1 protein-coding gene is annotated in these 827 nt (G+C 64.6%); it reads right to left on the bottom strand.

All coding sequences use genetic code 11. The annotated features are described in order from the left end of the window. Positions 1-267: 267 nt before the first annotated feature. Positions 268-827 (bottom strand): transposase (locus J8I87_RS44070; protein WP_209938927.1); only part of this gene is annotated, 560 nt, incomplete at its 5' end.

Raw genomic sequence — 827 nt, 5'->3', positions numbered from 1 at the left:
CTTCGTGTGATTAACGTCTGATCCAGGGTCGGGGTGTGACGAGCGTTCCAGCCAGTACCGGAACGAACTTCTATCCGTGCAGGACGTTGAGCTCCTGCACCTCATGCAGCATGCGCACAAGGCGCACTGGCAAACCCCAGTTACCGGCGCACCCCATCTTTTGGGGCAGTCACCGTGATGTGGTGACCAGCGGACATTGCGGGCGCGTCGACCTTTGATCAGGATGTGTTGCTTGCCCAGCCATTGGAACCGTGTTGCCCTGGAATTTCACGGCGCCGCAGGTCTGAGCGAGGCACCGGCTGGAATCTCGCCGTGCTCCAGGTAGCGCCATAGCGCGATAGCGAGACGCCGTGCCAACGCGACGATGCCAACGCGCCGCATGCGTTTGCCATTGCCGGCAAAGCGGCGGTTAAACCACTGCGTCAGGATGCTGTTGGGCTGCAGGCGCAGCCAGCGCCAGGCCAGTTCGACGAGCATCGTGCGCGCCCGCCTGTTGCCCGCTTTGCTAATGCCCTGTTCGATCTGGCTATCACCGCTGTCGTAGGGCGTGGGCGTGAGTCCGAGACACCCGGCGACCTCGCGCCGGTTGCCGAAACGTCGCCAGCCAAACACTTCCTTGACCAGCACCCAGGCACCCTTGGGCCCGATCGCGCGCAGCCGGGCCAGTTGGGCCACCAGCGGGTGCTTGCCCTCGGCCAGCTCGGCGCGGCTCGCGGATTCCAGCATCCTGGTCTGTTGCCTGACCAGCGCAAGCCGCGCGCTCTCGCGCTCGATCTCGTTGCATAGCAGGGGTGGTACCTGCCCGCGATGGCTTGTCCACCAGTGCG

This window comes from Paraburkholderia sp. LEh10 (assembly GCF_017814945.1).
Lineage (GTDB): Bacteria > Pseudomonadota > Gammaproteobacteria > Burkholderiales > Burkholderiaceae > Paraburkholderia.
The sequence above is the reverse complement of the archived record's forward strand: the minus strand, read 5'-3'. Positions and strand labels throughout refer to the sequence as shown.